The organism is Ruegeria sp. C6 (assembly GCF_056537625.1).
On sequence record NZ_JBQFRW010000003.1, the window covers coordinates 123890 to 146730 of the forward strand.

A 22841-nucleotide genomic window follows, 5' to 3' on the forward strand; every position below is an offset into this window, starting at 1 on the left:
AGTTGTGTCCAGCCTATCAGGGGCTGTGTTGCACCCTCAACTAAGGAAGGGGGCGTTAAGGCTCAACTCACCTTTTGCAACCGAATGAAACATGAATGTGACACATCGGCAAATCCCTGCTTACACCAGCTCAACACTTTGTGTTTCCACAAAAAAGGGCCGCGCGATGGCGGCCCTTCGGGATGATTTTGTTACCGCGATCAGTTGGCCTGACGCCGTAGGAAGGCGGGAATTTCGATGCGCTCCTGATCAGGATCGGCTTCATCCTGAACAGGTGCCGTTGCGTCAACCGACCGCATCGCAGGCTGTTGGCGTACCGGTTGAGCGGGCGTATCGGCCGCATGGCCGGTCATCCGGTCAATCAATCGGTTGAAGCCAAAACGCGGGCGATCCTCGGTCGCTTGCTGCGGCTGAGGGGCCGGTTCGCGAGGCGCCTCAGGCGTCGGACGCAGCCGGTTCGAAGGTACTTTCTGAACTGCGGCCTGCAACCGCTGCATCGCTTCCGGAGACGGTGTGCCGGGGGTCTGGGCACGCGGTGCGTCGTAGGAGTCGACTGTCTCTTCGACTTCGGGTTGCGGTTCGAACTGCGCAACCTGAGGCTGATAGGCGGGCGGAGGCAGCCCGTCATCGTCCTGCTCGGCAGCGGGTTTTTCGTCTTGCCAGCCTTCATTGAACTCGACATCTTCGATGGACTCGAAGAGCGTGGGCGCAATGTTGTCCTCAGCCGGGGCCTCATCTGCAGCGATTTGTTCAGGCGTGGAGTCTTCTGCCGAAACCGTGCGTGTCAGCGGAGCCGACATCGAACGGCGGGCGACCGGTACATCTTCGCTTTTCTCGCTGGCATCGATACCGGTGGCAACGACTGAAACGCGCATTCCGCCTTCCATCTCGGTGTCGAGGGTCGAACCGACAATGATATTGGCCTCCGGGTCCACTTCCTCGCGGATGCGGTTGGCAGCCTCGTCCAGTTCGAACAGGGTCAGGTCGTGCGCACCGGTGATGTTGATTAGCACACCCTTGGCACCCTTGAGGCTGATTTCGTCCAACAGCGGGTTGGCAATGGCCTTCTCGGCTGCCTGAATGGCGCGATCTTCACCGGTCGCTTCGCCTGTGCCCATCATCGCCTTGCCCATCTCGTCCATCACGGCTCGAACGTCGGCGAAGTCGAGGTTGATCAGACCCGGACGCACCATCAGGTCGGTTACGCCTTTGACGCCCTGATACAGGACATCGTCGGCCATCGAAAACGCCTCGGTAAACGTGGTCTTTTCGTTGGCCAGACGGAACAGGTTCTGGTTCGGAATGATGATCAGCGTGTCAACGACTTTCTGCAGCGCATCAACGCCGTCTTCGGCCTGACGCATACGCTTGGCGCCTTCGAACTGGAAGGGTTTGGTGACAACCCCAACGGTCAGGACACCCAGCTCCCGCGCTGCCTGCGCGATGATCGGGGCCGCGCCGGTGCCTGTGCCGCCACCCATGCCGGCGGTAATAAAGCACATATGTGCGCCCGCTAGGTGATCGACGATCTGTTCGATGCTTTCTTCAGCTGCTGCAGCACCCACGGTCGGACGCGCACCTGCACCTAACCCTTCGGTGACTTTGACGCCCAGCTGCACCCGCGCCGACGACCGGCTTTGCTGCAGCGCCTGTGCGTCTGTGTTGGCGACGACAAATTCTACGCCGTCCAACTGTTTTTCAATCATGTTGTCGACAGCATTGCCCCCAGCGCCGCCAACGCCAAATACGGTAATCCGAGGCTTGAGTTCGTCGTGCCCGGGCATCGAAAGATTTAATGTCATGCTCTGTCCGCCTGTTTTTTATGTTGCCGCAAAATGCGGTTTTTCTGACCTATCCACAGTCGATTTTACTGTGTCATTTCGGAAACGTCACCAGAAAAATCGCAGGAATCCACAAAATATGGAGGAAATAAGGCAGCAAACAGCGGCATTTCGCTGTTACCGCGACATGTTGCGGCGAAAGACTCATGCGCTACTACACACGGAAAGACCCCACCCGCCTTGAGGGGGTGCGAAAACTTTTAGTCACTCGTTTGGTCGCGGAAAACTGCTCAATGTCCTGCCGCTGGGCCTCTGCCGGGCCTTGTGTCTTATTTTGCGGCAATTTGGCAGTTGCCGCAACTGATTTCTTTAGCCTACCGGGGCACTTGGGCAATTCAGGCCATCTTCAGAGATGCTACGGACCTCTTGCGTTTCGCTGCCGACGAAGCGCGCCAGCCGCACCATCAGCCGGTCATTGTACAGGTAGGGCCACCAGCAGACTGGCAGGCCATTGGGCGCATCATCGTACAGAAAACAGATCTGGCCATTTGGCGTGGTGATCTGGCCATAGACACAGCCCCGCCCCTCCATCAGCCAGACCGCGAGAGTCGGGCTGAGAAATTCCTCAGTTCCGACCAACATACCGCTTCGGATTTCATGGAAGGTGATCGTTTTGCCAACGACGGGGCTCAGAAACGCCCCTGGCGTAATCAGGGTTTGAGCCGGGGCCGCAGCGGGCCCAAGGGCCGCGCCAACGGCTGCACCACGCAGGGCATTACCAATTGTCACGGAACCAGCGCACGGCGCGCTTGAACGGGCGCGCGGCATAGGTGTCGACCGGGATCTCAAAATCCCACCATTCGTCCTGAGGATGCGCCGCAAACAGGCTAAGCCCCACTGCCGAAGAAAAACCGGGCCCGGTCGCGGATTGCGGCAGGCCATGAACGCGCAGCGGGCGGCCCAAACGAACACGCTGACCCAGAATCCGGCTGGCAAGCCCGTCTAGCCCCATGATCTGGCTGCCACCACCAGTCAGAACGATCTGCTGGCTTGGCAGGTGGTCGAAACCGGCAGCGTCCAGACGAGTACGCACCTCTTCGAGAATCTCCTCGACGCGGGGGCGCATGATGCCGATCAACTCGGCACGGCTGACGGTACGGCGGTCATGCTCCCAATCGCCAGTATCGCCACCGATGTCGATCAGGTCGCGATCATCGGCTCCGGTCGCGTGAACGCCACCGTTAAAGGTCTTGATCCGTTCGGCCACCGCTGCGGGCACGCCGAGGCCCATCGAAATGTCGCTGGTCACGTGATCCCCGCCCATGCGCACGCAATCGGCATAGATCATGTGTTTCTTCATGAAGATCGAGATGCTGGTGGTGCCGCCGCCCAAATCGATACAGGCCGCGCCCAACTCCTGTTCGTCCTCGACCAATGCGGAAATGCCCGAGACATAGGCTGAGTTCGCAATCCCTGCCAGCTCCAGATCGCAGCGTTTGATGCAGCGGACGATGTTCTGGATCGCCACCGCATCGACGGTGAGCATATGCATATCCACAGCGAGGCTTTGCCCCAGCTGACCGCGCGGATCGATTAGTCCCGAGCGGTTGTCGAGCGCGAAATTCACCGGTTGCGCATGCAATACCTCGCGCCCTTCGCCGTAATCGGGCACGTCGCAGGCGTTCAGGACACGACCGACCTCGGCTTCGGTAACCAGCTGCCCTTCCAGATCAACCTGCGCATCCAGCCCGTACGAGCGCGGGTTCGCCCCCGAGAACGACGCGATGACGTGATCGACGCGAATATCGGCCATCTTCTGCGCTGCCTGCAGTGCGGTGCGGATGGCGCGTTCGGTCTCCTGCATCGCTGTGACTTCGCCGAACTGCACCCCGCGCGAGCGGGTAGTCGCAGCGCCGATGACGCGGAACCCGGTCTGACCGGCCATGGAGCCGATCGAGTTATCCTCGGACAACCGCCCCGTCCCGTCGAAGCGCAATACAAGGCAAGCGATTTTGGAGCTGCCGACATCCAGGATAGCAACTACACCGCGTTGCATTGCCTGTCGGCGCATCTGCCGCATAGCCCTTTGGGACTGATAAAGATCGGTCATCATGGTCGTTACTGCCCGCTACTCACATCTACTTTTGTGTTCCACCAGTCTTCGCTGGCCGTTTTGTTCATTCGGATGGTCGGTCGCTGCCCCAGTCGCATGTCGACCACGGCCACGTCACGTTCTAAAAGGTCCTGCACCTCGTTCACCGCCAACACGCGTTCCAGCGCGCGCGCCGGACGTTCGGTCGGCAACATGATGCGCTGGTTGCGATCCAGCACCAGATCCCAGCGCCGTTCGCCAACGCGCACCAAACCGCGAACGCGGTCGCCCAAGCTGCGGGCAGTGGTCAGGATTTGCAGCGCCTCGGGGACATGTTTGTTCGCGCCCTTCCCTGCGATCAGTGGCAGGGCTGCGTGATCGGCGCGTGCTGAAACACGGTCAACATGGGCTCCGGTTTCATCCAATAGCTCGATCCCGTCTCGGGTGCGCCAGACGATGACCGGCTGGCGTTCGACCACATCAACCTGAAGAATCCCGCCGGCGCGAATGCGTACGGTTGCCGATTTCACCGGGTCAAGCCCGGTGATGGTGTCGCGGATCAACTCCACATCCAGATCCCACGAGCTGAGCGGGAAATCGAGCGGCACGATCTCGCGGATATCCTCAGACAGTGCGGTTCCTGCCCCGTCGATGGCCATCAGGTTGACCATGAATTCGGGGCGCTCCTGGATCGAGGTCTTGATGTCGGCGATATAGGTGCTGACCGCCTCACGACGTTCTTCGGCGGCAAAGAAGCCACCCACCAAACCAACGACGATCAGAACCGGCAGGCCAATTTTTAGCCCGCGCCGGATGCCGGGGGTGAGCATCCAGCGCTGAAAGCGGTAGCTGAGGCGCGAGGGCGCGGGGTCCGCGTTGCGCGCGCGGCCAAAAAGACGCGCCCCGCGCAAATGCAGCTTAGGTTCGGTTTTGGGCTCGGGCCTTGGCGCGGCGGTGAAATCGGCATCCGGCCCCGCCAACGGTTTGGTCCGGTGAATCACCGGCGCGCGGGTGGCGGTCAGCGGTCGCATGAGGCGTCCTCCACCATCCAGGCGCAGAGCTGGCCGAAACTGATGCCAAGATGCTCGGCCTGTTCGGGCACCAGCGAAGTCGGCGTCATGCCGGGCTGGGTGTTGGTTTCCAGCAGGAACAGCCCGTCGGCACCCTTGCTGTCATCCCAGCGGAAATCGGTGCGGGACACGCCGCGACACCCCAGCGCATTATGCGCCTTAACCGCATAGTCCATGCAGCGGTCAAAGATATCCTGCGGGATCTCGGCGGGCAGCACATGCCACGAGCCGCCGGGCTTGTACTTGGCATCATAATCGTACCAACCGCCATCGGTCATGATCTCGGTCACCGTCAGGGCGCGATCGCCCATCACGGTCACGGTCAGTTCACGGCCCGCGACGTATTTCTCGACCATCACCTGATCAGGCATCGCCTCGTCCAGTTGCGGCGGGCCGTTGGCATTTTCATGCACGATATAGATGCCGACGCTGGAACCTTCGTTGTTGGGCTTAGCCACATAGGGCGGCTCCATCACATGGACCTCGACCACCTCGACCTTGGGAACGATCAGGCTGGGTACGATAGGTAATCCTTGGGCGGCGTAGACCTCTTTGCTGCGTTGCTTGTCCATCGCAAGGGCCGAAGCCAGCACGCCGGAATGCGTGTAAGGAATGCGCATCCATTCCAGTAGCCCCTGCACACAGCCATCCTCGCCCCAGCGTCCATGCAGGGCGTTGAACACCACATCGGGTTGGATATCGGTAAGGCGAGCAGCAAGGTCCGGACCTGCGTCCAGTTCGACCACTTCAAAGCCTTCACCCACAAGAGCGGCTGCGCATTCGCGCCCAGAGCTGAGAGACACCTCGCGTTCCGCCGAGGGGCCGCCCATCAACACCGCCACTTTGGGGTTTGTCCTGCTCGACATACCCAATGTGCGCCTCAATGTCCCCGGACCTTATGTGGTGGTCCGTACTGCGTTTATGCCTTTGATCCGTCGTCCTAATTTGCCTGTTATGGTCTGACGGTCGGGGCTTTATTCTTTCAGCGGATCACCGACCCGCATGATTTCCCACTCTAGCGTGATGCCGCTTGTTTCGTAAACCTTTTTTCGCACCTCTTCACCCAGACCTTCCAGGTCCGCGGCGGTCGCATCGCCCGTGTTGATCAAGAAATTCGAGTGCTTGGGGCTCATCTGCGCACCACCTTTGGTGGCCCCGCGCATACCCGCGTCATCGATCACTTTCCACGCCTTGAGGTCATGCACATCGTCCGCGCGCCCAGTCGACGAGAACCCGGCTGGATTACGGAAGGTCGACCCGGCGCTGCGGTCCTTGGTGGGTTGAGTTTCGTCGCGCTTTTTTAGCTGCGCCTCCATGCGAGCGTGCAGCTCAGCTGGATCGCCCGAGGGGCCTTGAAACGTCGCCGAGATCAGCACCGCGCCTTCGGGCAGGTCGGACTGGCGATAGCGGAAGCTGAAGTCTTGCGGGGTCAGGTCCACGATCTCTCCGGCGCGGGTGACTACGGTAGCCTTTTGCAGCACATCCGCAGTATAGCTGCCGTAACAGCCCGCGTTCATGCGCACGGCCCCGCCGATCGACCCGGGTATCGTGCGCAGGAAAGTCAGGTCCACACCTCCATCCGCTGCTTTACGCGCCACATGCGCATCCAGCGCGGCGGCACCCGCGCTGACGGTATTGCCGTCGACCGAGATACCATTGAACCCGCGCCCCAATCGGATCACCACCGCCCGCAGACCACCATCACGGACGATCAGATTGGATCCGACACCCATAGGAAAGATGGGAACATCCGCAGGCAGATCACGCAGAAACGACTGAAGGTCTTCGGTATCGGCGGGTTGAAACAGATAATCCGCTGGTCCGCCGACTCGCAGCCAGGTGAGTTCGGAAAGAGAACGCGCCGCGGACAGGCGGCCACGGACGTCGGGCAGCTCGCTCATGCGCCTTCCCGGGATGCAAGGCTGCGCCCGCCTACTCCACCCATGATCACCGCAAACAGGAAGGGCAGGACCGCACCGGTCAGCCAGACGAAGGGGCCGAACGCCTGTTCCTCTTCCCCGGTGCCGACACTGGCCAGCATTATGATCAGTACCAGACCAAGGGCCGAGGTCAGCCCGATCAGCCACAGCAGTGCCTTGAGGCCGATCCAGCGCGCGGCGACAAAACCCGCAAGCGTCCCGAGGATCAGGGTAATCAGCGGCAAATAGGCGAAAGTGGCGATGTCGACCATGGGGGCCTCCTGAAAATGGCCAGTTACTTGTTCGCCGCCTTCATGCCCTGCATTTTCGCCTTTGTCCAACGGGTGAGGTAAATCACCGGCCAACGCAGAACTGACATACCTGCAGCCAGAACCAGCAGCCCGATCCATGGACCATTTTCATAGGTGACATAGCCTAGGATAGGGACGCCAACGGCGATCAGGAAATAGGCGCGCCGCCAATGGTTGTCCTTGCTGGGCAACATCGCCAACACGTTGGCGACAACACCCCACAGACCGGCAAGCGCAATCGACCAGTTCATTCCGACACCTCTTTACCCGTCCACTTGCGCCAGTAGTAGCGGATCGGGTTGCGGTACATCGAAACAAAACCGCCAGCAGCCAGGATTCCGACGAACCAGCCATAGTCTAAACTCAGCCACAGAATCAGAGCAGGCGCGCTGGCAAACAGTACAACACCCGGTGGGAATTGCAGGCGCATCGGCAGCATCGCCACAATGGTGGAAGCGAAGACCCAGACGCAGGCGAGTATGAGCGATAGCGCCACGAGGTTAGCTCGCTTTGGCGATTAACCGGTCAGGCAAACCGTTGGCCCAGGTGCTGATCGTACCTGCGCCGAGGCAGACGACCATATCGCCCGGGCGGGCCTGTTCACGGACAAGGCGGGCCAGGTCTTCTTCGTTCAAGATCGCGCGCGCGTGGCGGTGGCCGTGGCGGATCAGGCCCTGCACAAGATCGTCACGGCTGGCACCTTCGATCGGATCTTCGCCTGCAGCAAAGACCTCCGCAATAGCGACTACGTCGGCGTCGTTGAAGCAGGTGCAGAAATCGTCGAACAGGTCGGACAGGCGGGAGTAGCGGTGCGGCTGGTGGACTGCGATGACGCGGCCCTCGGTGGCCTGACGTGCGGCCTTGAGAACAGCGGCGATTTCGACCGGGTGGTGGCCGTAATCGTCGATGATGGTGACGCCGTTAATTTCCCCGACCTTGGTAAAGCGGCGGTTGACGCCGCCGAAATCGGCCAGCGCATCGCGGATTTCACTGGCCTTCATGCCCAGATGACGGGCCACGGCCACGGCGCTCAGCGCATTAGAGACATTGTGGTCGCCGGGCATTGGCAAGGTGCAACCTTCGATCACCTTGTCTTCATGGCGTAGGTGGATGTCGAAATGGGCGACGCCACCCTTATAGGTCAGGTTTTCGGCCCGCACATCGGCCTGTGCGTTGAAACCATAGGTGCGCACGCGGCGGTCGGAGATGCGGCCAACAAGCGCCTGCACCTCGGCATGATCTGTGCAGCAGACGGCCAAGCCATAAAACGGCAGGTTCGAGACGAACTCGTAAAACCCGTCGCGCAGTTGGTCGAAATCGCCCCAGTGCTCCATATGCTCGGGGTCGATATTGGTGACGATGGCGATGGTTGCAGGCAGGCGATTGAATGAGCCGTCGCTCTCATCCGCTTCAACCACCATCCATTCGCCCTGCCCCATGCGGGCGTTGCTCCCATAGGCGTGGATGATGCCGCCATTGATGACGGTGGGATCGAAATCGCCGGCGACCATCAGTTCCGCCATCATAGTGGTTGTTGTGGTCTTACCGTGAGTTCCGGCGATGGCAATGTTCGAGCGCAGGCGCATGAGTTCCGCCAGCATGTCGGCGCGACGGACGACGGGCAGGCCCTGCGCGCGTGCCTCGTCCAGTTCCGGGTTCCCCGGTTTGATCGCAGTTGAGACCACGACCACGGCGGCGTTCTGCAAGTTCTCGGCACGCTGGCCTTCGAAAATCTCAGCACCCAGCCCAGCCAGCCGGTCAGTAATCTTCGAGGTTTTCAAGTCCGAACCTTGTACACGGTAGCCAAGGTTCAAAAGCACCTCTGCGATACCCGACATCCCGATCCCACCGATGCCCACGAAGTGGATCGGTCCGACGTCCTGCGGCAGTTTGGTTGCTGGATTCATGAGGTCTCCTTCTGCGCCAGTTGCTCGACAAGGGCGACCAGACGCTCGGTGGCGTCCGGTGCCCCGACCGATAGCGCGGCATGGGCCATTTGCTGTGCGGCTTCGGGGTTGGTGAGAACCGTGGTCATTTGCTGTGTCAGCGCGGGAACGTCAAGGGCGTTTTCGGGGATCATGATCGCACCGCCTGCCTGAACCAATCCACGCGCATTGGCTGTTTGATGATCTCCGGCAGCCGTGGCAAGCGGGATCAAAATCGACGGGCGGCCAATCACGGAAATGTCGGCGATACTGGAGGCACCTGACCGGCTGACAACCAGCTGCGCGTCGGACATACGGCGAGGTACGTCGTCAAAGAAAGGCTGTACATCGGCGCGTATGCCGTGATCGGCGTAAAAGGCCTTGACCCGTTCACCATCCTCATCGCGGGCCTGATGCGAGACGCGGATATACCCGCGCAGATCTTCAGGCAGCGCAGCGATGGCACCCGGCACCACGTCACTGAGGATACGTGCGCCCTGAGAGCCGCCCATCACCAGGACGGACATCGGGTACTCCCCAGGCGGGATATAGGGGGCAGCAGCGCGTTCAAGAACGGAGGCGCGAACCGGGTTACCAGTGTGTATGCCCTTGGACCCTTCAGGCAGATCGGTGGGCCAGACACCACAGGCCACTTGAGCCACACGCGTGGCAAACAGTTGGTTTACCCGGCCCAGAACGCCATTTTGTTCATGGATCATACGCGGCAGCTTCAGCAGGATGGCCGCGCCCAGCGCCGGTATCGACGGATAGCCGCCAAAGCCCACCACCACATCCGGCTTGTCACGGATCATCTGCGCAGCCATGCTAGTGACTCCAGCAGCAATCTTGGGTCCAACCAACATCTTGGCCGCTAATCCGCCTCGGGCGAAGGTGGCCGAGGATGCCTCGACAATCTCGACGTCTGCGGGGAACGCGCCGGTATAGCGCGCTCCGCGCGGGTCGGTGGACAGGCGCACACGCCAGCCTTTCTGCAGCATCGCCTCGGCCAACGCCTGCGCAGGGAACATGTGGCCCCCGGTGCCACCTGCTGCTATTAGTAGATAAGGTTTGCCCATCAGCCTCGTCCGCGCAGAATGTCGCCTAGCTCGCCCTGCGGGCGGGTTCGGGTGAAGGCCAGCAACATGCCAACCGCGATGCCGCCTGCAATCAGGGAGGATCCGCCATAACTGACAAACGGCAGCGTCATGCCCTTGGCGGGCAGAAGACGCACGGCGACGCCCATGTTGATCATAGCCTGCACGCCAAACATGCAGGCCAGACCAGTGCCAGCCAGACGGATGAACATGTCGCGTTCGCGCATCAGCCGCAGCAGCGAGCGCACGACGATCAGCGAATAGAGCGCGATGATAATCAGCACCAGGATCAGCCCGTATTCCTCGGCCGCTACGGCGATGATGAAATCCGTATGCGCATCGGGCAGAGACCATTTCACCTGGCCTTCACCCACGCCGACGCCGAACAAGCCACCCTCGCGGATGGCGTTGGTTGCGTATCCAAGTTGGGTGGTCGGATCGAGCTCCTGATTGAGAAAACCGTCGATGCGGCGGGCAAAGTGTTCCGAGTTGGAATAGGCCAGCATCCCACCTAGAACGACCGGCCCGGCCATGCCGACCAGCAGCAGCATCGGGGCTCCGGCGACAAAATACATTACGCCCCAACCAAAGAGGATCAGGCAGGCCTGCCCGAAGTCAGGCTGCATCACCAGCATCGCCACGATGGCCATGCACAGTGCAAAGGACCACAACCGACCCGGCGGGCCGTTGATTTCCTGCGACGCGGCCAGCAGCCATGCGGCCACCACGACAAAACCGGGCTTGAGGAATTCCGAAGGCTGCAGCGAGGCAAAACCCAGCGAATACCAGCGAACCGCGCCTTTGCCAAAATCGGTGCCAAAGATCGGCAGGAAGGCCAGCGCCACGAACGAGGCCAGAAAGCCCAGAATCGCCAGCCGCCGCACCAGTGTCGGCGACATCATTGAGGTCAGCAGCATCGCGACCAGCGCCAGCCCGCCAAAGATCGCCTGACGTTCTACATAGTGAAAAGGATCGAACCCGTTACGCCCCGCTAGTGGCGGCGACGAGGCTAGCCCCAGCAAAAGCCCGATGACAAACAGGATCAGGACGCAGGACATCGTCCAGCGATCAATCGTTCGCCACCACTTCGGAAGAATCGGTTCTCCGCGCTGGTCCTGGACCGCGCCATACACCATCTCAGTCATGAGATACCGCCACTATCTGCCTCGTTAACGTCCCGTTTTCGGGATCTGATTGAGAGTCTACAGGGATTTTTACATTTGGGCTAGCAGAATGACAGGCAGAACCGGAATTCCCGGGCAATGACCTGGACGGCGTCAAACGCGGCTGCAATCAAGATGCACGTTCTGATCCGAGGTGCACAGAGGCGCGGTTATTATCAACCGCACCCCACGTCATTGTTCAAACAGCAAAACGTCAGTCTTTAATAGGGTATCTGTCAGGTTCTTCAAACACGTCGATCACCCGGGAACCCGCCTTGATGCGTCCGCCATGCTCCACTCCGGCCGGAATCGAGTAACTGTCACCGGGCAGATAAACTTTCGTGTCTCCGCCAATTGTAAGCTCAATTTCGCCTTCCACCACCGTACCCCACTGGGCTCCATGCGAATGCAGTGGGAGTTCCATATCTTTTAGAAAAGTAAAAAAGGCGACCAAACCAGCATCAGATCGAATGACTGCTGTCTGCACGACATCTTCGGAAAATGGTACGTCCAGTCCTGGAAAGTCCGTAATGAAGTTTGGAAACCGCATAGTTTTATCCTTTAAACAATATCTAACGGGTGAGCATTGGCACCGAGCTTAGCACGTCAGTGCGCAATGCCACTGAAATTCCGCATATCAGATGACACAAGCCCAGGTGCCACCCAGGAACTTAAAAGATCCACACACGCACCGTTTTGGTTTGCGCTCTTGCCTTCGCTCACAATCCACGCCATGCGCAGCACATGGATTTCGACACGATCATCCTTGGTGCCGGTGCGGCTGGCATGATGTGCGCAGCCCATTGCGGTGGCCAGGCGCTGGTGATCGACCATGCAAAAGCTCCCGGAGAAAAGATCCGCATCTCGGGTGGTGGACGATGCAATTTCACCAATATGTATGCGGGACCGGGCAATTTCTTGTCTCAGAATCCGCATTTCAGCAAATCAGCGCTGGCGCGATATACACAGTGGGACTTCATCGAACTGGTCGATCGCCATGGCATTGCATGGCATGAAAAAACGCTTGGGCAATTATTCTGCGACGGGTCTTCGAAACAGATCGTCCAGATGCTGCTGAATGAAATGGTCAAGGCCGAGGCCGAGCTCTGGGTGCAGACGTCGCTGCGCAACTTGCGCAAAACCGAAAGCGGTTTCGCTTTGGATGTCGAACGCGATGGCAAGCACATCCCTCTGACCTGTCGTAATCTGGTTCTGGCCACGGGTGGCAAATCGATCCCCAAAATGGGCGCGACGGGGTTGGCCTATGACATCGCGCAGCAATTCGGGCTGCAGATAACCGAGACGCGGGCGGCTCTGGTGCCGTTTACGTTTTCGGACGGGCGGTTCAAAGACTTGTCAGGCGTTTCTCTGCCCGCTCGACTATCAAACGAGCGCAGCAGTTTCGACGAGGCTTTGTTGTTCACCCATCGCGGGTTGAGCGGTCCTTCGGTGCTGCAATTGTCTTCGTACTGGCGCGAGGGTGAGGCAATATGGGTCAACCTGATCCCCGATTTGCCTTTATACGATCTGCTTCGCGATCAGCGGCAGGCTGTTGGGCGCAAGGCGCTGACCACCGAATTGGCACGCCACCTGCCCACGCGTCTGGTGGAATACCTCGCACACCATATCCCGATGAAGGGCAATCTTGCGGATCAGTCAGACACGGCGCTGTCGGAACTGATCGCCGCATTGTCCAACTGGCGGCTTACGCCGTCGGGCACCGAGGGCTATCGCACCGCCGAGGTCACTCTGGGCGGGATCGACACTGACGGGCTGTCGTCTAAAACGATGGAGGCCAGGGATGTCCCCGGCCTCTATGTCATTGGTGAAGCGGTGGATGTCACCGGCTGGCTTGGCGGTTACAACTTCCAATGGGCGTGGTCCTCGGGCCACGCCGCCGGAAGTGCCATCGCAAGCCGTTAGCCTACGACGTTGTAACCCCGTCCGCGCATACAGTTGCGCACAATGACTTCCTTGTTCTGGTTCTTGTTGATCACGTCAGCACCTGCACCAACCAACGCACCGGCAACGGCGGCGCGACCCAGGTTGTCGCTGCTGTCCTGAACGATGCCGGTGACGGCTGCAGCACCTGCAGCGCCGATTGCGGCATTACCTGCGGTCGATCCGTCAACGCTGGCCTGCGAGGCTGCAAGTTGCTGGCACTGATACAGGTCCGAGTTGTAGTTCGGGCCTACAGGGCCATCGATCACGGGCTGATAGTTGGCCCCGGTATTGGTGCAAGCCGCAGCAGCCAGCAGCGCTGGAACGACCAGAAGAAGTTTACGGTTTGGCATATTCATGACCTCGTGTTGAATTTCCTGAAGGCAAAAACCAATGCAGGCAGTGCGTCAAGCAGATAGGCCCACAGCTTCGCCGAACCGGCGATCTATTGCAAACGCATTGCTTTCAGAGGCGTTTTTTAACCTGATCCACGAAGTCATCGCCACGTTGTTCGAAGTTGTCATACTGGTCGAAACTGGCCGCAGCAGGTGCCAATAGAACGGTTTCACCGGGCTGCGCATCGGCCATGGCCTGCATAACCGCCGCTTCCATAGTGGTGCAGACTTGCGCATCGGCCTGCAACTGCATTGCAAAGCTCGCCGCCTCACGCCCGATGACGTAGGCCTTGATTACGTGGTCCCCTGCCCCGTTCAGCGCCTCAAGCCCGCCTTCTTTCTCAAGCCCGCCACAGATCCAACGTATCTTCTTGAACGCGCTCAAGGCTTTGAGGGCGCTATCTACGTTGGTGGCTTTCGAGTCATTCACATAGGTCACGCCGTCCGCCTCGGCGATGATCTGACTGCGGTGCGGCAGACCCGGGAAGCTGTGCAGCGCGTCTTCGATCACGCGCGGAGCAAGGCCCAGCGAACGGCAGGCGGCATAGGCGGCGCAGGCGTTCTGGTGATTATGCGCACCGGGCAGGCCCTTGATCTCACGCAGGTCGATCGATCCGGCCTGACGGCCCTTGCGGTATTCCGACAGGAAACCCTTGCGGGCAAAGACCTGCCAACCCGACCCGGTCAGCTTGCGCGCCACCGAGACGCGGATCACCCGGTCATCCGACGGCCCCTCGGCCAGTTGCCCGGCTAGAAACGCGCCCTCGGCCTCATCTATCCCGATCACGGCGCGGTCTGGACCTCCTTCGGCGAACAGGCGACGTTTGGCGGCAAAGTAACCACCCATTCCACCATGTCGATCCAAGTGATCAGGTGAAAGATTGGTGAAAACCGCCACATCCGGCGTCAGTGCGCGGGCCAGTTCGGTCTGGTAGCTCGATAGCTCCAGTACCACGACCGATCCATCGCCACCTGGGTCGATGTCCAGCACGCCGCGCCCAATGTTACCCGCCAGTTGCGAGTCGCGCCCGGCCTCGGTCAGGATATGTTGGATCAACGCAGCGGTGGTTGATTTGCCATTCGATCCCGTCACCGCGATGACGCGCGGTGGGATGTCGTAGTTGTTCCATTCAGGGCCTGCGAAAGAGCGAAAGAACAGACCTATATCATTGTCGACCGGAACTCCGGCTTCCAACGCAGCGGCCACAACCGGGTTCGGCGCGGGGTAGAGATGAGGGATGCCGGGCGAGACAATTAGTGCGGCAATATCGTCAAACGCCCCGTGGCGGCGCAGATCGACACACGAGAATCCCTCGACCTCTGCCGCTTCACGCGCGGCGGGGTTGTCATCCCAGCAGATCGGCTCAGCCCTGCCAGCGCGCAGCGCTCGTGCGGTGGTCAGACCCGACCGACCTAGCCCCAGAACCGCTACTTTCTGCCCTGAAAACCCTTTGACCGGGATCATTGCCATACACCTTCTATCCGAGCCGCTCTTCCAGCCAGTCCGCCCGCCAAGAGACCGGCCCTTTTGGAATGTTTTCTATTACGAACCCATAGTCTGGTAACCGGTCGCACAAAGCATCGTATTCCGCAATAGCTGCGGCCAAGTTGTGCCGCCGGTCATCATCCTGTTCGAATATCTCAGGCCAAGGAGGAAAGAGAAACACGCATGGGTCGTAGCCCAAGTGCAGTATCTGTTCACGCACTTTGGTCTCCAACGGTGTAACGGTTCGATCAAACCAAATCAGCGCGTCCAATGCCGAACGATCAAATAGCACAAGATCATCTTTGGCATTGTTGAAGTCTGATATCGCAAGTTCAATGATCCGGCGGCAGAATACCTCGGAGTTGACCCAAGGCAGAGCGCGACCACCACCTTGTCTTTCCTCGGCAATGACACGACGACCCGGCTCGGAAACTGTTGAATATCCGCGTCGGTCCATCTCCTCCAGCAGTGTTGATTTGCCACCACCGGAGCATCCAGAAAGCACGACGCAACGCGGGCTCATCTGACTTTCAGCGTCGCCAGCCCGATCATCGCTAAGATCAGTGAAATAATCCAGAACCGGATCACGATGGTGGGTTCAGCCCAGCCCTTTTTCTCATAATGGTGATGGATCGGCGCCATCAGGAACACCCGCTTTCCGGTCCGTTTGAAATAAAGAACCTGGATGATCACACTTAAAGCTTCAACCACGAACAGCCCGCCCACGACTGCCAATACCAACTCGTGTTTGGTAGCCACGGCAATCGCGCCCAGCGCACCACCCAGAGCCAGTGATCCGGTATCACCCATGAAAACCGCCGCCGGAGGGGCGTTGTACCACAGGAATCCCAGCCCCGCGCCAAACAGCGCTGAAGTGAAGATGAAGATTTCACCGGTCCCAGGTACATAGTGAACATCAAGATACTCGGTAAAGTCGACCCGCCCAACCGCATAGGCAATTACACCAAGGGTCGAGGCCGCGATCATCGCGGGCATGATCGCCAGCCCGTCCAGACCATCTGTCAGGTTCACCGCGTTGGCCGCACCCACAATTACGATCACCGCAAAGGGGATATAGAAAAGGCCAAGATTGATCAGCGTATCCTTGAACACCGGCAGAGCCAGCTGGTTTTGCAAATCGCTGGGATGGTGCAGCGTCGCCCAGAGTGACGCCAGCACGGCGATGATGATCCCCAGCGCCAACCGCATCTTACCGGAAACGCCCTTGGTGTTCTGCTTTGAGACCTTGGCATAATCGTCCGCAAAGCCGATGGCCGCATAGGCCAGCGTCACGAACAGTACCATCCAGACATATGGATTGTCCCAGCGCGCCCAGATCAGGGTCGAGGTGACCAGCGCACCCACGATCAGCAGCCCGCCCATGGTAGGGGTCCCGGCCTTGGACAGATGCGCCTCGGGGCCGTCATCGCGGATCGGTTGACCTTTGCCTTGCCGTTTGCGCAATACGTTGATCAAGGGTTTTCCGAACAAAAACCCAAAGATCAGCGCAGTCAGAAAGGCGCCCCCTGCCCGGAAGGTGATATAGCGGAAGAGGTTCCAGAAATCCCCTCCGTCCGACAGGGCGGTTAACCAATAGAGCATTACAAAACCTTTCTCACAATACGGCGGCTCTCTGGCGCGCTGCCATGCCCCATTTGCCGCAGACCGTCAACGATCTGCGCCAGAGCCATGCTGAGAGAGCCCTTGGCCATCACTACATCGCCGCTACGGATCAATTCCGGCAGATGGGCGGCCATCTCATCGCTGGTTTCCGTCCACAACCCGCGCTTGCCCTCGGGCAGAGCCTGATGCAGCGCTTGCATCAACGGGCCGATGCAATGAACCTGATCAACATGCGCCATCGCAGGCACCTCGGCCATGGCGGCGTGCATCGCCTGCTCTTGCGCACCAAGCTCTTTCATGTCGCCCAGAAACGCGATCTTGCGTTTGCCCGCCGACGCAGACAGCACGTCGAGAGCGGCCTCCATCGAGGTTGGATTGGCGTTGTAGCTGTCATCGAGCAGTTCAATCTGCCCGCCATCTGGCAGCGCGATCACCTCGCGCACACCGCGCCCTTTGACCGGAGACCAGCCGCTCAGACCGGCAATCGCCTGATCCAGATCGACCCCCAGCGCGACACAGGCCGCCAGAGCGCCCAGCGCATTCATAGCAAAGTGAGTTCCCGCGGATTGGACATCGAATGTGATGTCTGCGCCGCCGACAATACCGTGTCCCCGCACCGAGTCAGGGCCTTGGAGCACGTTGGTCAGGGCATAGTCCCGCGCCTTGTGGCCAAATTCGACGATCCTTGCACCATGCGCAGCGGCGCAGTCGCGCAAGATGCCCGCGTGTTCGATATCGGCGTTGACGATAGCGGTGCCGCCCTCGGCCAGCCCGTCGAAGATCGCAGCCTTTTCAAAAGCAATACCCGCAACCGAGTCGAAGGCTTCGAGGTGGACGGCGGCTACTGTGGTCACCAGCCCCACATGCGGTTGCGCCTGACGCGCCAGCGGAGCGATTTCGCCCGGATGATTCATGCCGATCTCGATCACCGCGAACTCGGTGTCGCGCGGCATTCGCGCCAGCGTCAAAGGCACGCCCCAATGGTTATTGTAGCTGGCGACGCTGGCATGAGTTTTGCCTTGCGTCTCCAGAATGCTGGCCAGCATTTCCTTGGTCGAGGTTTTACCCACGCTGCCAGTCACCCCCACCACGCGCGCACCTGTCCGGGCTCGGGCCGCCTGCCCCAACGCCTCTAGACCCGTCTGCACATCGTCGACGATCAACAGCGGTGCATCTTCGGGCACGCCTTCGGGAATATGCGACACAAGCGCTGCGCCTGCGCCTTTTTCAAGCGCTTGGGCGACGAATTCATGGCCGTCGCGGGCAGCCTTCAACGCAACGAACAGGTCACCCGGCTGCAGGGTGCGCGTGTCGATGGAGACGCCGTTCACCTGCCAATCGGTGGTGGCGCGCCCGTTGGTGGCTTCTGCGGCCTCGGCTGCGGTCCAGAGCGTCATGCGACCCTCCCGTCCAGCGCGGCAACGCTGATACTGGCCTGTTCCACATCGTCAAAGGGCAGGACCTGATCTCCGACGATCTGGCCGGTTTCGTGTCCCTTGCCCGCAATCAGCAGAGCGTCGCCCGGTTGCAGCGCGTCGATGCCGCGCAGGATGGCCTCGGCCCGGTCGCCGACTTCCGTGGCTTCGGGTGCGCCCAACATGACAGCGCCGCGGATGGTGGCCGGGTCTTCGCTGCGTGGGTTGTCATCGGTAACAAAGACCACATCGGCGTTTTCAGCAGCGGCCCGCCCCATCAATGGGCGTTTAGTGGCGTCTCGGTCACCGCCTGCACCAACAATGGCGATCAGACGTCCCATGACATGCGGGCGCATCGCCTTCAGTGCAGTGGCCACGGCATCCGGCGTATGCGCGTAATCGACAAACACCGCCGCGCCGTTGTCGCGGGTGGCAGCCAGCTGCATCCGTCCGCGCACGGTGATCAGGTGCGGCAAGGTTTCGAACACGCGGTCGGGGTCCTCGCCCGCCGCGATGACCAATCCGCAAGCCAGCAAAACGTTCTCGGCCTGAAAGCCGCCGATCAGATTCAGGCGGGTTTGATAGGCCTTGCCTTTCCATGAAAAGCGCAAATCCTGCCCGGTCGCGTCAAAGCGTTGATTAAGAAGACAAAGATCAGAACCCTCAGGGCCTACGGTGATGATATTCTGGCCGCGTGCCTCGGCGATCTTGCGCATCTCGGCACCCTTGGGATCACCAAGGTTGACCACAGCGACCCCGTCTTCGGGCAGCACACGATCAAACAGACCCGCCTTGGCTGCGAAATAGGCCTCGAACGTGTCGTGATAGTCCAGATGATCCTGCGTGAAATTCGAGAACCCGGCAGCGGTCAGATGCACCCCGTCCAAGCGACGCTGTTCAAGCCCGTGCGAGGAGGCCTCCATCGCCGCATGGGTCACGCCATTTTCGGCAGCCTCGGCAAGACAGCGGTGCAGAGTGATCGGCTCGGGTGTGGTATGAGCCAGCGGCGCAGTCCATGCGCCCTCGACACCGGTGGTGCCCAGGTTGACGGCGGCAAGTCCAAGCTCGGTCCAGATCTGGCGGACGAAACTGGCGACCGAGGTTTTTCCATTGGTGCCGGTGACCGCCACGATAGTCTGCGGTTGCGCGCCAAACCAAAGGGCGGCGGCCCCTGCCAGTGCCTGACGGGGGTCTTCCGTGACGATCAGCGCAGCATCGGATGCGGCCAGTTCGTCGGTGGCGATCTCGGCCCCTTTCGCGTCCGTCAGGATCGCGGCGGCCCCAATGCGCAAGGCGTATTGGATGAAGTCTCCACCATGGACTCGGGTGCCGGGAAGGGCTGCAAAGAGGAAACCGTCTTTGACCTCGCGGCTGTCAACAGCCAGACCGGTGATTTCGGGATTGGCCCCTCCCCGTGCGGTCAGGGCCAGTTCGCTGAGTTTCTTTGACCGATTGCCCATGACCCACCTTTCGCTGGACAGCCTAATTTGAGGTCAGCGTTATAGCAGCGCGCGCCTCAGGCTCAAGCCGGGGTCTGAGACCCAATAGCGGCGCCACCCGTCCAATCAGTTCGGCAGCAACGGGAACGGCAGTCCAACCCGCCGTGCGGCGCTTTTCGCCATAGGCTACGATGGACGGTTCATCCAGCGTGACGATTAGCACATATTTCGGATCATAAGCCGGGAAGATGGTGGCGAAGGTGGCAATCACCTTGTCCTCATAGTACCCGCCACGCGGCTTGGGTTTATCGGCAGTACCGGTTTTTCCCGCCACGTCGTACCCTTTGACATCACCAAAGCTGGCGGTGCCATCCGTGACCACTTTGCGTAGCATATTTTGCGCCTGCTTGGCGGTGTTTTCGGACATCACGCGAGGGCCGTATTGCGGGCCATTGCGGCGCAAGATCGTGGGGCTGACATAGTACCCGCCATTGGCAATCGCTGCGTAACCAGCGGCCAGATGCATGGGGCTGGTCGAAAGGCCGTGGCCATAAGAAATCGTCACGGTGCTCAACTCGCCCCATTTCTTGGGCTTGAGCGGTTGCCCGCCCTTAGCCTCGACAATCTCGAATGGGGTTGGGTCGAACATGCCCAGCGCGTTCAGAAAATCCTGTTGCCGGTCGGCCCCGATTTGCAAGGCCAGCCGCCCGGTGCCTCGGTTCGAGCTGTACTTGATTACATCCGAGACACTGATCTCACCATAATTCTTGCCGTTAAACTCGCCAATCGGGAAGCGCCCGATTTTCATTGGGCCGGAAGTGTCAATGATGGTGTTGGAGTTCACCAGACCTAGCTGCACCGCCTGCGCGGCGGTGAAGATTTTGAACACCGAACCCAGCTCATAGACACCCTGTACATAGCGATTGAACAGCGGGCTGTCCGAGGGATCGAAGCCCGAGGTCGGTGGGCGCGGACGGTCATTGGGGTCAAAAGACGGCAACGACGCGGCCGAGACGACCTCGCCCGTATGGGCGTTCATCAGAACCGCCGAGGCTCCTTTGGCGTTCATGATCTTCATGCCGCCATAAAGCACCTGTTCCACCGCCGCTTGAACGGTCAGATCCAGCGACAGTTGCAGCGGCTTGTTGCCGTTGGCCGGGTCGCGCAGATAGCCGTCGAACTGTTTTTCGACGCCAGCTACGCCGATCACCTCGGCTGCGCTGACACCTTCGCGGCCAAAGCCCGAGCCGCCCAGAATATGCGCCGCGAGTCTGCCATTGGGATATAGCCGCATTTCGCGCGGGCCGAACAGGATGCCGGGATCACCGATGTCATGCACCGCCTGCTTCTGCTCGGGCGAGATGCGCTTCTTGATCCACAGGAATTTTCGCTTACCGGTGAAGTCTTTGACCAAACGCTCTTTTTCCAGATCAGGGAAAATAGCGACCAGTTGCTCGGCTGCGGCGATCGGGTCAATCATCAGCGGTGGCTGCGCATAGACAGAATAGGTGTCCAGATTGGTTGCCAGAATACGGCCTTCGCGATCCACGATATTGGCGCGCTGCATGGCGATGGAGGCCCCCGGCGCACTTGCCAATGGTTCTTGCGCCTCGGATGTCGCCAGAACGCCCATACGAAAGCCTACGACCGAAAAGGCGCAAAAGAAGAAAAGACCCAACACCAACAGGCGGCCCTCGGCGCGCGCGCGGGCGCGGTCTTTCATGTCTTCGTGGCGTTTGCGGATGTTCTCTCGCTCAATCGCCTTGGGGTTTTCACCCTTTGCACGGGCGTCGAGGATTCGGGCCAGAGGGCGAAGTGGTGTACGGGTCATGGGACCTGCACCTCGATCAGTGCCTGAATGTCAGTGACGTCCTGTATTTCAAGCGGGTCGACGATGGGCAGATCCGGGTCCTCGCCATAGGAAATCTGATCGGCGCGACCAAACTGCTCAGCCCGCAGAGGCAGCAAGCTGAGACGTTCGAAATTCAAGTCCGCCAGCTCACGCAAACGATCAGGCCGGTTTAGATAGGCCCATTCAGCATTCAGCACGGCGAGTCGCGCCTGCGCCATACCGATCTGGCCTTGCAGCGACTGCGTTTCCTTCAGCACCTGCTGCGTGCGGTAGTTCTCTCGATAAGCCCAAAGCGCCAGCCCGAACACGGATAGTGCAGTCAACACATACAGAATACTCTTCATCTTGCCCTTCCCCCCAATTGCGGCATGCCGATGGCCCGGGCCTCAATTTCCCCTGCCGGGGCATCCGTTCTTATCGCGACACGCAATTTTGCGGAGCGTGCACGTGGGTTTTCTTCAAGTTCCTGCTCATCCGGCCCAACGGCCTTGCGGGTCTTGAGTGTGAATTGCGGCTTCTCCTGCTCCATCTCAGGCGCATAACGGTTGGCGCGTCCGGTTTTGCCCGCGCGCGATTGGAAGAACCGCTTCACCATCCGGTCTTCTATGGAATGGAAAGTCACAACGGCCAGTTGCCCCCCCGGCTTCAAAGCGCGCTCGGCGGCCATAAGCCCCTGAAACAGTTCTTCGTATTCTGCGTTCACCGCGATCCGTAGCCCCTGAAAGCTGCGCGTCGCCGGGTGCGATTGGCCCGGTTTGGGGCGCGGCAGGCAGGATTCGATAATCTCGACCAGCCGCAGAGTTGTTTTGATCGGTTCTTCGGCCCGCGCCTTGACGATGGCCTTTGCTATACGACGACTGGCGCGTTCCTCCCCGAAATGGAACAGGATGTCGGCCAATTGCGTCTCGGTTGCCGCATTCACCAGATCAGCTGCGCTTTCACCATCTTGGCTCATCCGCATGTCCAACGGACCGTCTTTCATGAAGGAAAAACCGCGTTCAGCCTGATCCAACTGCATGGATGAGACACCAAGATCCAGCACCACGCCGTCCAAATCCTGTGCATATTCATCCATACGAGAGAACACGCCCTGCTGCATCACCAACCGATCACCGTATTCCCCAGCCCAGTTAGCGGCCATTTCAAATGCCAGTGGGTCGCGATCGACGCCAATGACTTTCTCGGCCCCGGCCTCCAGCAACGCACGAGTATAGCCGCCTGCGCCGAATGTGCCGTCCAGCCAGGCACCGGATACCGGCGCCACAGCGGCCAGAAACGGGCGCAGCAGTACGGGGATATGAGGTTTGTCCGATGAGGTCTGAGCGCCGGCCATGC

Annotated in this window: 23 protein-coding genes; 1 reads left to right on the forward strand and 22 read right to left on the reverse strand. The window is 60.0% G+C overall.

All coding sequences use genetic code 11. The annotated features are described in order from the left end of the window. Positions 1–200 precede the first annotated feature (200 nt). The 13 genes from ftsZ to ACR0MJ_RS12170 all read right to left on the reverse strand — a co-directional run bounded on the left by ftsZ (position 201) and on the right by ACR0MJ_RS12170 (position 11905). Positions 201–1802, reverse strand: a complete 1602-nt coding sequence (gene ftsZ, locus ACR0MJ_RS12110; RefSeq protein WP_480761142.1) for a cell division protein FtsZ — start codon at positions 1800–1802, stop codon at positions 201–203. Between the two features lie 348 nt (positions 1803–2150). Further along, positions 2151–2570 (reverse strand): hypothetical protein, encoded by a 420-nt coding sequence (locus ACR0MJ_RS12115; protein WP_480761144.1) that lies wholly within the window; start codon positions 2568–2570, stop codon positions 2151–2153. Next, entirely contained in the window at positions 2557–3891 is a 1335-nt protein-coding gene (gene ftsA / locus ACR0MJ_RS12120; protein WP_170392023.1) for a cell division protein FtsA, read from the reverse strand. The genes ACR0MJ_RS12115 and ftsA overlap by 14 nt, the downstream gene beginning before the upstream one ends. A gap of 8 nt (positions 3892–3899) precedes the next feature. Beyond that, positions 3900–4904 carry a cell division protein FtsQ/DivIB gene (locus ACR0MJ_RS12125; protein WP_170392025.1) on the reverse strand — a complete coding sequence of 335 codons (1005 nt, stop codon included), beginning with the start codon at positions 4902–4904 and terminating at the stop codon, positions 3900–3902. Next, positions 4892–5809: a D-alanine--D-alanine ligase gene (locus ACR0MJ_RS12130; protein WP_170392026.1), complete on the reverse strand. Its 918-nt coding sequence runs from the start codon at positions 5807–5809 to the stop codon at positions 4892–4894. The genes ACR0MJ_RS12125 and ACR0MJ_RS12130 overlap by 13 nt, the downstream gene beginning before the upstream one ends. Before the next feature lie 108 nt (positions 5810–5917). After that, positions 5918–6844 (reverse strand): UDP-N-acetylmuramate dehydrogenase, encoded by a 927-nt coding sequence (gene murB, locus ACR0MJ_RS12135; protein WP_170420834.1) that lies wholly within the window; start codon positions 6842–6844, stop codon positions 5918–5920. Next, positions 6841–7134, reverse strand: coding sequence for a hypothetical protein (locus ACR0MJ_RS12140; protein WP_170392030.1), 294 nt, complete (start codon positions 7132–7134; stop codon positions 6841–6843). Before ACR0MJ_RS12140 ends, murB begins: the two co-directional genes overlap by 4 nt. Positions 7135–7157: 23 nt before the next feature. Next, complete coding sequence (locus ACR0MJ_RS12145; protein WP_170392032.1) at positions 7158–7424, reverse strand: DUF2484 family protein; 267 nt, start codon at positions 7422–7424, stop codon at positions 7158–7160. Beyond that, positions 7421–7669 (reverse strand): DUF2484 family protein, encoded by a 249-nt coding sequence (locus ACR0MJ_RS12150; protein ID WP_170420832.1) that lies wholly within the window; start codon positions 7667–7669, stop codon positions 7421–7423. Before ACR0MJ_RS12150 ends, ACR0MJ_RS12145 begins: the two co-directional genes overlap by 4 nt. A gap of 4 nt (positions 7670–7673) precedes the next feature. Continuing rightward, entirely contained in the window at positions 7674–9080 is a 1407-nt protein-coding gene (gene murC, locus ACR0MJ_RS12155) for a UDP-N-acetylmuramate--L-alanine ligase (RefSeq protein ID WP_170512296.1), read from the reverse strand. Then, on the reverse strand, positions 9077–10174 hold the full coding sequence (locus ACR0MJ_RS12160; RefSeq protein ID WP_480761145.1) for a UDP-N-acetylglucosamine--N-acetylmuramyl-(pentapeptide) pyrophosphoryl-undecaprenol N-acetylglucosamine transferase: 1098 nt from the start codon (positions 10172–10174) through the stop codon (positions 9077–9079). Before ACR0MJ_RS12160 ends, murC begins: the two co-directional genes overlap by 4 nt. Continuing rightward, positions 10174–11337, reverse strand: a complete 1164-nt coding sequence (ftsW, locus tag ACR0MJ_RS12165) for a putative lipid II flippase FtsW (protein ID WP_480761147.1) — start codon at positions 11335–11337, stop codon at positions 10174–10176. Before ftsW ends, ACR0MJ_RS12160 begins: the two co-directional genes overlap by 1 nt. Positions 11338–11569: 232 nt before the next feature. Then, a complete protein-coding gene (locus ACR0MJ_RS12170) occupies positions 11570–11905 on the reverse strand; it encodes a cupin domain-containing protein (protein ID WP_480761148.1) in 336 nt (111 codons plus the stop codon). Between the two features lie 194 nt (positions 11906–12099). On the opposite strand from ACR0MJ_RS12170, the gene ACR0MJ_RS12175 reads away from it, so the two are divergent. Beyond that, positions 12100–13278 (forward strand): BaiN/RdsA family NAD(P)/FAD-dependent oxidoreductase, encoded by a 1179-nt coding sequence (locus ACR0MJ_RS12175; RefSeq protein WP_480761149.1) that lies wholly within the window; start codon positions 12100–12102, stop codon positions 13276–13278. Here the strand turns inward: ACR0MJ_RS12175 and ACR0MJ_RS12180 are convergent. From ACR0MJ_RS12180 to rsmH, 9 genes are all read right to left on the reverse strand, one after another. Further along, entirely contained in the window at positions 13275–13649 is a 375-nt protein-coding gene (locus tag ACR0MJ_RS12180) for a glycine zipper family protein (protein ID WP_255611713.1), read from the reverse strand. The two genes, ACR0MJ_RS12175 and ACR0MJ_RS12180, sit on opposite strands and share 4 nt — an antisense overlap. Positions 13650–13761: 112 nt before the next feature. Then, complete coding sequence (gene murD, locus ACR0MJ_RS12185; protein ID WP_480706981.1) at positions 13762–15156, reverse strand: UDP-N-acetylmuramoyl-L-alanine--D-glutamate ligase; 1395 nt, start codon at positions 15154–15156, stop codon at positions 13762–13764. Positions 15157–15169: 13 nt separating this feature from the next. Then, complete coding sequence (locus tag ACR0MJ_RS12190; protein ID WP_480761152.1) at positions 15170–15700, reverse strand: AAA family ATPase; 531 nt, start codon at positions 15698–15700, stop codon at positions 15170–15172. Then, a complete protein-coding gene (gene mraY / locus ACR0MJ_RS12195; protein WP_170392049.1) occupies positions 15697–16779 on the reverse strand; it encodes a phospho-N-acetylmuramoyl-pentapeptide-transferase in 1083 nt (360 codons plus the stop codon). The genes ACR0MJ_RS12190 and mraY overlap by 4 nt, the downstream gene beginning before the upstream one ends. Next, entirely contained in the window at positions 16779–18197 is a 1419-nt protein-coding gene (locus ACR0MJ_RS12200) for a UDP-N-acetylmuramoyl-tripeptide--D-alanyl-D-alanine ligase (protein WP_480761154.1), read from the reverse strand. Before ACR0MJ_RS12200 ends, mraY begins: the two co-directional genes overlap by 1 nt. After that, positions 18194–19675: a UDP-N-acetylmuramoyl-L-alanyl-D-glutamate--2,6-diaminopimelate ligase gene (locus ACR0MJ_RS12205; RefSeq protein ID WP_480761156.1), complete on the reverse strand. Its 1482-nt coding sequence runs from the start codon at positions 19673–19675 to the stop codon at positions 18194–18196. Before ACR0MJ_RS12205 ends, ACR0MJ_RS12200 begins: the two co-directional genes overlap by 4 nt. A gap of 22 nt (positions 19676–19697) precedes the next feature. After that, complete coding sequence (locus ACR0MJ_RS12210) at positions 19698–21485, reverse strand: peptidoglycan D,D-transpeptidase FtsI family protein (protein WP_170392055.1); 1788 nt, start codon at positions 21483–21485, stop codon at positions 19698–19700. After that, positions 21482–21850 carry a cell division protein FtsL gene (gene ftsL / locus ACR0MJ_RS12215; protein WP_480761158.1) on the reverse strand — a complete coding sequence of 123 codons (369 nt, stop codon included), beginning with the start codon at positions 21848–21850 and terminating at the stop codon, positions 21482–21484. Before ftsL ends, ACR0MJ_RS12210 begins: the two co-directional genes overlap by 4 nt. Beyond that, positions 21847–22839 (reverse strand): 16S rRNA (cytosine(1402)-N(4))-methyltransferase RsmH, encoded by a 993-nt coding sequence (rsmH, locus tag ACR0MJ_RS12220; RefSeq protein WP_480761348.1) that lies wholly within the window; start codon positions 22837–22839, stop codon positions 21847–21849. The genes ftsL and rsmH overlap by 4 nt, the downstream gene beginning before the upstream one ends. Positions 22840–22841: the final 2 nt, after the last annotated feature.